Origin of the sequence: Sphingobacterium tenebrionis, assembly GCF_037126265.1 — a bacterium.
Taxonomy (GTDB): domain Bacteria; phylum Bacteroidota; class Bacteroidia; order Sphingobacteriales; family Sphingobacteriaceae; genus Sphingobacterium; species Sphingobacterium tenebrionis.
In genome coordinates, this window is sequence record NZ_JAYLLN010000022.1 from 54,516 (window position 1) to 63,537 (window position 9,022).

The 9,022-nt window shown below is 41.5% G+C and carries 11 protein-coding genes; 2 read left to right on the forward strand and 9 right to left on the reverse strand.

The window, feature by feature from the left end:
- Positions 1-84: 84 nt before the first annotated feature.
- The 9 genes from VJ786_RS10100 to VJ786_RS10140 form a co-directional block, all read right to left on the reverse strand.
- Positions 85-2,373 (reverse strand): multicopper oxidase domain-containing protein, encoded by a 2,289-nt coding sequence (locus VJ786_RS10100; RefSeq protein ID WP_134776886.1) that lies wholly within the window; start codon positions 2,371-2,373, stop codon positions 85-87.
- Positions 2,370-3,224, reverse strand: coding sequence for a DUF3347 domain-containing protein (locus VJ786_RS10105; RefSeq protein ID WP_209023117.1), 855 nt, complete (start codon positions 3,222-3,224; stop codon positions 2,370-2,372). Before VJ786_RS10105 ends, VJ786_RS10100 begins: the two co-directional genes overlap by 4 nt.
- A gap of 127 nt (positions 3,225-3,351) precedes the next feature.
- Positions 3,352-3,684 (reverse strand): hypothetical protein, encoded by a 333-nt coding sequence (locus VJ786_RS10110; RefSeq protein WP_134776885.1) that lies wholly within the window; start codon positions 3,682-3,684, stop codon positions 3,352-3,354.
- A 62-nt stretch (positions 3,685-3,746) separates the two neighbouring features.
- On the reverse strand, positions 3,747-3,950 hold the full coding sequence (locus tag VJ786_RS10115) for a hypothetical protein (protein ID WP_209023116.1): 204 nt from the start codon (positions 3,948-3,950) through the stop codon (positions 3,747-3,749).
- On the reverse strand, positions 3,937-4,536 hold the full coding sequence (locus tag VJ786_RS10120) for a methyltransferase domain-containing protein (protein ID WP_134776884.1): 600 nt from the start codon (positions 4,534-4,536) through the stop codon (positions 3,937-3,939). Before VJ786_RS10120 ends, VJ786_RS10115 begins: the two co-directional genes overlap by 14 nt.
- 53 nt (positions 4,537-4,589) lie before the next feature.
- Complete coding sequence (locus VJ786_RS10125) at positions 4,590-5,042, reverse strand: GNAT family N-acetyltransferase (RefSeq protein ID WP_134776883.1); 453 nt, start codon at positions 5,040-5,042, stop codon at positions 4,590-4,592.
- 12 nt (positions 5,043-5,054) lie between these two features.
- Complete coding sequence (locus tag VJ786_RS10130; protein ID WP_134776882.1) at positions 5,055-6,137, reverse strand: DUF695 domain-containing protein; 1,083 nt, start codon at positions 6,135-6,137, stop codon at positions 5,055-5,057.
- A gap of 69 nt (positions 6,138-6,206) precedes the next feature.
- On the reverse strand, positions 6,207-6,611 hold the full coding sequence (locus VJ786_RS10135; RefSeq protein ID WP_099367341.1) for a DUF5606 family protein: 405 nt from the start codon (positions 6,609-6,611) through the stop codon (positions 6,207-6,209).
- 15 nt (positions 6,612-6,626) lie between these two features.
- Entirely contained in the window at positions 6,627-7,085 is a 459-nt protein-coding gene (locus VJ786_RS10140) for a peptidylprolyl isomerase (RefSeq protein WP_099367340.1), read from the reverse strand.
- 101 nt (positions 7,086-7,186) lie between these two features.
- On the opposite strand from VJ786_RS10140, the gene radC reads away from it, so the two are divergent.
- Both radC and VJ786_RS10150 read left to right on the forward strand, forming a co-directional pair.
- Positions 7,187-7,873, forward strand: coding sequence for a RadC family protein (radC, locus tag VJ786_RS10145; RefSeq protein WP_134776881.1), 687 nt, complete (start codon positions 7,187-7,189; stop codon positions 7,871-7,873).
- A gap of 77 nt (positions 7,874-7,950) precedes the next feature.
- Complete coding sequence (locus VJ786_RS10150) at positions 7,951-8,661, forward strand: pirin family protein (protein WP_134776880.1); 711 nt, start codon at positions 7,951-7,953, stop codon at positions 8,659-8,661.
- Positions 8,662-9,022 lie beyond the last annotated feature (361 nt).

The following is a 9,022-nucleotide window of genomic DNA, read 5'->3' on the forward strand; positions in this document are numbered from 1 at the left end:
CGTGCCTCCTCGCAATGACGGATGGTTCGCAAGGACGGGGTAATGCCTCCTCGCAATGACGCAGTGCCTCGCAATGACGTAGGTTTAATAATTCACACTCAACCCAATCCCATAACCCATATCCGAATCATAATGACCTCGCACACCAAAATTCTTCGTCAAAATATACCTCAGATCTAACATATACTCCTTATCCGTATTCACCATAAATCCACCTCTCAGCCTCTTGGTCAAAGGAATATCCTCCCGCATTAACCCCAACCTCAACGTTCCATCATGATAAACCTCCGCCTGAAACCGAACCAGCATCGGTAAAGTATAAGCAAATCCTGCACTGAACAAAGCCCGTTCATCCTTACTATTCGCTTGGCCGAAAAGATTCTTCTCCGATTCATGGTTTTCCATTTTTCGATATCGATAATCAAAACCTACAAAAGGCATAAACCACTGCATCTTCCCAATATACCTTCCCAAATGGGTTTCCACCTCATAACCATGCATCTTATTATAACCCAAGCGCCATTCCGTGGTCAAGCTATACCTCGCATTATGGGCCATTAATTCCCCATCATTCCCATTCGTGGCAAAATCATTTTGGATCATGAAATGAGCCATGTTGCTTTCCTTCTGGAGCATGGGGTATCCCATCCGCTCATTGGGAAGATAAGGGTTTGCAGGTTGGTTCTCCGTGCTGAAAACACGACCCATACCTGCCATCATATGATAAAGGATATGGCAATGAAAAAACCAATCACCATCCGCATTGGATTCAAATTCAATAGTATCGGTTTCCATCGGCATAATATCCAACACATTTTTTAAAGGAGCATATTCGCCTTGTCCATTGATCACTCTGAAATCATGACCATGGAGATGCATCGGATGCCGCATCATGGAGTTATTGTACATGGTGATCCTTAATACTTCACCTTTCTTGATCAGGATCTTATCCGATTCGTCCAAGACCTTATTGTCCAAGCTCCAAACATAGCGGTTCATATTTCCGGTCAGTTCAAAATGTAGGTTCCGGACAGGCGCATCCTTCGGAAGGGAAGTAGGAATAGTTGATTTTAACATCCCATAATTCAGGGTTTTGATGTTTCCCGACCCTTGATGACTGTTCATATCATGTCCTTCATGGGTCGCTGAATTATCTTGCTTTTCCTGCATATCATGTCCCTTATGGTTCTCCTGCATTTGATGCCCTTCATGTGCCTCCTTCTGCTGATCTTCCATTTCTGGATACATCACCGTATTCATATCCATTTTCTGGAGCGTCATTTTCATGCCCATATCATCCAGATCCCCATTCATCTTCATCATGTCGTTCATCATCTTCATCCCCTCAAAATACTTAAGGGTAGGAAGGGGAGTGACCAACTGTTTGATGCCATTCCCTAAATAAATAGAAGAATTTCCTGTCCGATCCTCTGGCGTAGCCATGAATTCATAGGAAAATCCATCTTCCGGAATGGTCACTACCACATCGTAGGTTTCTGAAACCCCAACGATCAAACGATCAACTTCCACCGGTTCTACGTCATTTCCATCATTCGCAACCACCGTGATCTTACCACCGGCATAGGTCAACCAAAAGTAGGAAGATGCTCCGGCATTGATCACACGCAGCCTAACCTTATCACCCGCTTTGAAATCCGGATACACTTTTTCAGAGCCCCCATTAATGAGAAATTTGTTGTAATAAACGTCACTCACGTCCATGGCCAACATGCGTTTCCATTCATTCGTCACTTTGGTCTTGAAATGTCCCGCCTGGATTGCTTCTGCATAACTCTGAACTGCGTTCTTTTTGATCGCAAACCAATCATTTGCATTGTGCAACATCCGGTGTACATTGTCTGGATCAAGATCTGTCCATTCGCTAAGCACCAAGGGGATGGATGGAATATCGTCTATTCCCTTTCGGAAAGTTGGATCACCCTTCTTTTTATTGAATATGATGGCTCCATACATGCCTATTTGTTCCTGCATTCCTGAATGGCTATGGTACCAATAAGTACCATTCTGTTTGATCGGAAAACGATATACAAAAGGTTCATCGGTTTTGATGGGCATTTGGGTCAAAAAAGGAACCCCATCTTCTTTATTAGGCAGAAACACCCCATGCCAATGGAGGGATGTTCCTGCTTTCATTTTATTATGGACATGCACTTCTGCGGTATCTCCTTCTGTAAAGGTCAATGTCGGCATCGGAATACCGCCATTAACCGAAATCCCGTTCTTTGGTTTTCCGCTGAAGTTGACCATGGTATCCCTTACATAAAGATCATATCGCACGACCTGTTGTGCATCCGCCGGAAAATACAGGACTGCCGTTAATAGGAGCAGGATGTATTTCGTTAGACTTCTCATATCTTTTCTTTTACCGAACCACAGGTCAACATTTTACTGCCGAAGTAAGGGTTTTTGATCTCTTGCTCTGAACTTAACCAAAACGCACCTTTATTGTTATTTGCCATTGGGCAGAATTGCCAATAAAGAGGCTTATCCGCTTTGGCTACCTTTGCTAAGCTGTAAAGATTGTTGGAAAGATTGATGAAATTGATTCTTTGTTTATCGATGGATTTCTCCGCTGCAATTGCTGAAGCGTCTTTTTCCAAGGATTTATAGACTTTCATCCAGGCATCATGTTCTGATTTTTCCAATTTCCCCATATCCACTTGTTGAATAGCCTTGCTTAATTCTTTGGCATGAGATGCCGCGGTATTTGCATTGCTAGCGACCAAGGCATCTTTAAGACCAAGATAATGGCCATAAACCGAGTTCAGACTGGTTTCCTTGCTGTTGTTCATTTGATGGCTTGAATGGGCTGCATGATCATTTTTAGCAATATGCCCTGCATGGTCTTCTTTTGCAACCGCCGTTTCATGATCCCTATCATATAAACAACATTCATGCAATTTAGCATACACATCGTCAGGGGCACGGAATGATTCATTATCATAACCTACCTGCGCAATTTTCTTCAAAATGGCCTCTTTTGATGTTTTTGTCTTATCAAAACTGATGCTAGCCGTTTGGCTGTCTGCATCCCAATTAACCGCCGAAATGTTTTTCTCGTTTCCTGCTTTTTCAATGGTTTTTTTGCACATCCCGCAATTCCCCTTGATACTTGCTGTAATGGTTTCCTGGTTCTTGATTTGAGCCTGTAATGCTCCAATACCTAATACACTGATGAAGATATATATCGTTAATTTTTTCATTTTCTTAAATTTTTAATCACATAAAATAGCCGTCATACCGTTGGGTAATGACATCCATAGAAAAGCTAGCGATTCCTTCGAATACATCCATATTCGTAAGAATACTACCTAAATAAATTGAAATAGATTAGGCTATTTTAGGAGGGGTAAAAATTTTAGAAAATCCAGCACTGGATAGCGGCTGGTCATAGAAGTGATATTCTGTAATATTTTCAGTAGCAATAAATTGAAAATCTAAATGCTGTACCAATAAAAAGGTATGTTGTACCATAGGAATGATGCAACAGCATGGGCCATCGGAAGAACAACAGTCTTTATTCGGAGAGGCATGTTCTTGATCTGTAGAAGCATGTTCTTCAGTGTTTTCTTGCTGCGCATGCGTACAGCTCATTTCTTTTTTCGGGGAGGAATGCTCTTCACAGGCCGCTGATTGTTTTGGAATGAAGATCCAACACATCATGATTATCGGTATGTAGAGCAATTTCAACATGTCTTTATAACGACAAATCTAAAGAAATGTTTTTAATTTTTTCTATTTGGAATATCACATGTGCCATTGACCCCACAACCCATATTGAATAAAGGTAAAATGCTGAACAGCACCCCAATACCTGCGATCAACCATTGTTCTGCTTTGACTCCTTGGATAACGATGAGTATCCCCATTATTAGCCTTAGGAAGCGCATAATGGTCCATTGACTTACATATATTTTAATCTTTTCCATTTTTCTTTTTTAAGATGATAAACAATTCATTTCCTTGTCGTTCCGGGATACTGTTCCGGCAAGGCTCCATCACACTTATGTCCATTGACTTCTCGAACAGCGGTCTATATTCCGCCTCTGAACCTCCGAAAGGAGGGCCCTGTCTTTGGAATTGGGTATTGAACAATACACCGACCAACTGACCATCGGTCTTTAAAAGTTCGGCCATTTTAGAAACATATTTTGGTCTTAGTGCAGGATCCAGAGCACAGAAAAACGTTTGTTCGAGGATGAGGTCGTACCGTCCTTCCAATTCGAAAAAATCCCCATGGATGATACGGATTCCTTCTTTCCCAGCGAACTTTTCCTTCACCAGTTCCACAGCCTTCTCCGCAATGTCGATGACGGTGATATTGTTAAACCCTTGTTCCAATAAATAGGCCGCCTCATAGGCATTTCCACAGCCTGGTATCAGGATGGAAATCCCTTTGTTCTCCAAGCCGTTAATATAGTCAACCAATGGGGTGGAGGGATAACCAATATCCCAACCCAATTGATGCTGCTGCCACCTATTGTTCCAATACCCTTGATCAAGTGTTTCGCTCATTTCTTTATACCTTCAAAATTCGTAAAAAATTGCTTGATGTTTTGTAACCTAGGTTACCTGGTAAAAGCATATTGCATTTTTACCATATCAAATCCTTCCGCCCAATAATCTTTTTTCCTTTCCACTTCTACAAAACCATGCTTGGCATAAAATTCTTCCGCCAATTGGGAAGTTCGCACAGTAATATGTTTAATAGCTGGATTGCTCAATATGTGCCCCAATCGATGTTGCATCAATCTGGATCCCAAACCTTGTTGTTGCCAATCGGAAGATATAAAGTCCCAGCTCAGTTTGGCAAGATTTTCTGACAGCTCATAGTTGATGCCTGCCCCCGCAACCACTTTTCCATCTACCTCCAAAACGAAATAATCTTCCAGTTCCTTATCCAGATAGGATTTAAAATCTTCCAATTCATCCGGATGGAAATATGTTGGAATATTGGAATTCAGAACCTGTAATAAAGATTCCCGATCTCTGGTATCATATGGACGAATGTTTATTTCCATTTCTATAAGAAATTATTGGTTGAATCGTTCGAATATCTGCCAGTATTTATCTTTGAAGATATCCGCCGTGATCTCCACTCCATCATTGAACTGTGATCCTAGCCAATCTGCAATCTTAGCAGGCATCCGATAATCTTTGCAGGCAAAAAACAGCTCACATTTTCCATCACCGATTTCTCGACCGATATAGATATAACCTTCCAGATTGGGTAATAATTGTAAGGTCAGTTTGTCGATTTCTCCTAAAACATCCAAATCCTTTTGATTGGGCATGCCTGAATCATGGACCTCAAGGAAGTTGATCATCAATACCAATATCCATGGGTGGGAGGCTTTATTATCCCAGTTCAAAGCGCCGGTATTGATGGTGGAGATGATTGGGGTATCGTCTTCCAGAATCGTTTCAAAACTGGTATAGCTATCGTTTTCATCGGAATAGGTAATATCCTGGTATTTTTCCACAAATTCTTTTTCTCGCCAATTGATGTATTCCGGTAGTTTTTCAACAGGAATTTCTTCGGGAACTTCTTCTTCTGGACCAATCACTTGGATGCGGTCGATTTTTTCGATCATGGCCTCTTCACCCAGAAAATTGTCCAGGAAAATATAGACCCCATTCACGATTTCATCGGCCAATTCTTCCCTCCAATCCTTATAGATCATCACCAGATCGATCTCATCTGGATAGGCCGGATGGTTTTTTGGATAGAAAGTGATATTACTTTTGCTGAACACCAGATCCATCATCCTGATCTCAAAAGAAGGGATATTAGTTGGCGGTTTAAGGGCTTTGAAACTCCAATTTTCGATCTCGGGTGCTGCCGCCACGATTTCTTCCGCCAGGTAAACGTTCTGTATGTTCCCATCGGGAGTAAAGATCAATTCCGCGACATCATCATTCTCAATGCCTATCAGGAAAAACAATCCCAGATCCAATTCTTCGATCTTGGGTGCTAGAATGGCAATTAAATTCTCCTCTACGTTTTCTCTAGCCCTTAAGGTCTGGAGAAAGTTTTCACTATTATCCTTGAACCAATTCCAAAAGGATTGGTATTGGGAGTTTTCTATTCTGCTCAGTTCTTCGTATAGACTCATAGGCTAAATATATAAAAAAAAGGCCTAATAGCGTGTGCTAATAGGCCTTTCGTATTTTTTTTGATCCACTTATACCAAAGGAGCCGGAGCTTCTTCATCGAACAAAGGAAGTTCTTTGATGATGTTGTACCAAGTGATGATTTTTTTGATATCAGAAGAATACACACGTTCTTCATCGTGGTTAGGGGCAACTTCACGGAAAAAATTACGTAAAGTAGCGCCATCAGCTTTCACATCTGGAGTTTCCACATTATCGGTTTTGATCTTTTCAAAGATATCCAATAAACGGATTTCCTCATCTTCTCCGTAGATGGTGATGTCTTCCAATGTTGCCATTTTGGTTGTAGAAAGGTTGACTACAGATTTCAGCTTGCTAGCGTCTAAGGTTTCCAATACGAAACCACCTTTATTTTGTCCGATTAATTTGAACAGGCCTGGTTTACCAGTAACTGATACTAATCCTCTTAAATTCATGGGTATAAAACGTTATTAATCCTCGATTACTTCAATTCCTAAGATTCTGTCGCCTTGACGGATATCATCCACTACAGCCACATTTTCGATCACTTTACCGAAACAAGTGTGGTTGCGGTCAAGGTGAGCGGTATTGTTACGGCTATGGCAGATAAAGAATTGAGAACCTCCAGTATTACGGCCAGCATGAGCCATGGATAATACACCACGGTCATGGTATTGGTTCTCACCAGTCAATTCACAATCAATTTTGTAGCCAGGACCACCAGTTCCCGGAACACCAGTTGCACCTTCGCGGGTGTTTGGACATCCACCTTGGATTACAAAATCAGGGATTACACGGTGGAAAGTCAGTCCATCATAATATCCTGATTTAGCTAACTTGATAAAGTTTGCCACCGTATTTGGAGCGTCTGCTGTGTAGAATTCCACAGTCATGTCGCCTTTTTCAGTCTTGATAATTGCTTTACTCATAGTTTTCAAAATTATTGAAATAAGTCACAAAGATACATTTTCTCGTACTATTTTTCTATCTTTAAGCAGATAGGGTTCTTAGCGTCTTGATAATCAGTCATATGGAAAAAATGGTGATCCGCGAATGGGCGGAGGCAGATAGACCTAGAGAAAAACTATTGACCTTGGGGAGAAGGGCCGTAACAAACGCCGAGCTATTGGCGATATTTTTGGGTTCTGGTTCGACGGAAGAAACGGCCGTTGAACTCTGTAAAAGGATATTGCTCAGTGTGGATAATAATCTGCTAAGATTATCTCGATTGGAAGTAAATGATCTGTGCAGATTTAAGGGGATAGGAACAGCTAAGGCGGTCAGTATCATAGCCGCATTAGAACTGGGAAGGAGAAGGCAGGAGACGGATGGAGCCCTTCAGGAACCATTGAACAACAGTAAATTGGCCTATATCTATATCAAGGACCAACTACAGGATCTGCCACATGAAGAATTCTGGGTCATTTATCTTTCCATTTCCTGTAAACCCTTGGATAGGCAACAAATAAGCCGAGGGGGAAATGATTTTACACCAGTTGATATTCGAATTATCCTTCGGCATGCCCTTATCAACCAGGCACATTCGCTTATTCTGGTCCACAACCATCCCTCTGGTACCTTAAAACCCAGTGAAGCCGACAAAGCACTCACCAAGAAAATACAAGCGGCAGCAAAAACGATGGATATCTATGTAATAGACCACCTGATCATCACTGATTCCAGTTATTACAGTTTTAAGGATGAAATGCTGATCTAGTTCTTTCTTACCATACATCAATGCGTAGACAAACCAATATCAGCATCTTTGTGTTATAAAAATTGGAGGAAAACAAAATGGCAAAATACACATTGCATAAAGCAGATTCTAGGGGTGATGCGAACCATGGATGGTTGCATTCTAAACATACATTCAGTTTTGCTGGATATTATAATGCCGAACGCATGAACTTCGGAGCGTTAAGGGTATTGAACGATGATTATGTTGCAGGAGGTATGGGTTTTGGAAGACACCCTCACAGCAATATGGAAATCATTTCGATCCCTTTGGAGGGTGAATTGGCGCATAATGATAGCATGGGTACCGGTTCGGTGATCAAAAAGGGAGATATTCAGGTAATGAGTGCAGGAACAGGTATCGAACATAGTGAATACAACCACAGCGAGACAAAACCAGTAAGATTTTTGCAGATCTGGTTGATTCCGAATAAGCAGAATGTAGAACCTAGATACGATCAATTGAGTATTGATTTTGATAAGGCAAAAAACAATTTTTTGCAGATTCTATCTCCGGAGAAGGATGATGATGGGGTTTGGATCCATCAAAATGCTTGGTTCCATTGGGCTGATTTTTCGGCTGGTTATGAACGGGAGTATGTGTTGAAGGATAAACATAATGGATTGTATGTTTTTGTGTTGAAAGGGGATGTGGAAGTTTCGGGACATAAATTGGAGAGCAGGGATGGGTTAGGTATTGTTGGAGAGGAGCATGTGACGATAAAGGCAGATACTCAAGCAGAATTTCTGTTGATGGAAGTTCCTGTTTAAGACCTCGTCATTGCGAGGAGTCTACGTCATTGCGAGGCACGAAGCAATATTTAACACGTCATTACGAGGCCTCTCGTCATTGCGAGGCACGAAGCAATCTTCCCACATGTCATGCTGAGCATCGTCGAAGCATCTGTTCGTTATTAACCGTACAGATCCTTCGACTGCGCTCAGGATGACAAAAAGATTGTGCTCAGGATGACAAAGTCCAAAGATTGCTTCGTCGTGCCTCTTCGCAATGACGTAGACCCCTCCTCGCAATGAACTGTGTATATATCCAAATAATAAATTAAATTTTCTCCAAATAATATTCTGATTAGGCCGCTTTTGCGATGTAGCCCTTTCCAGATTTTGCGATGGC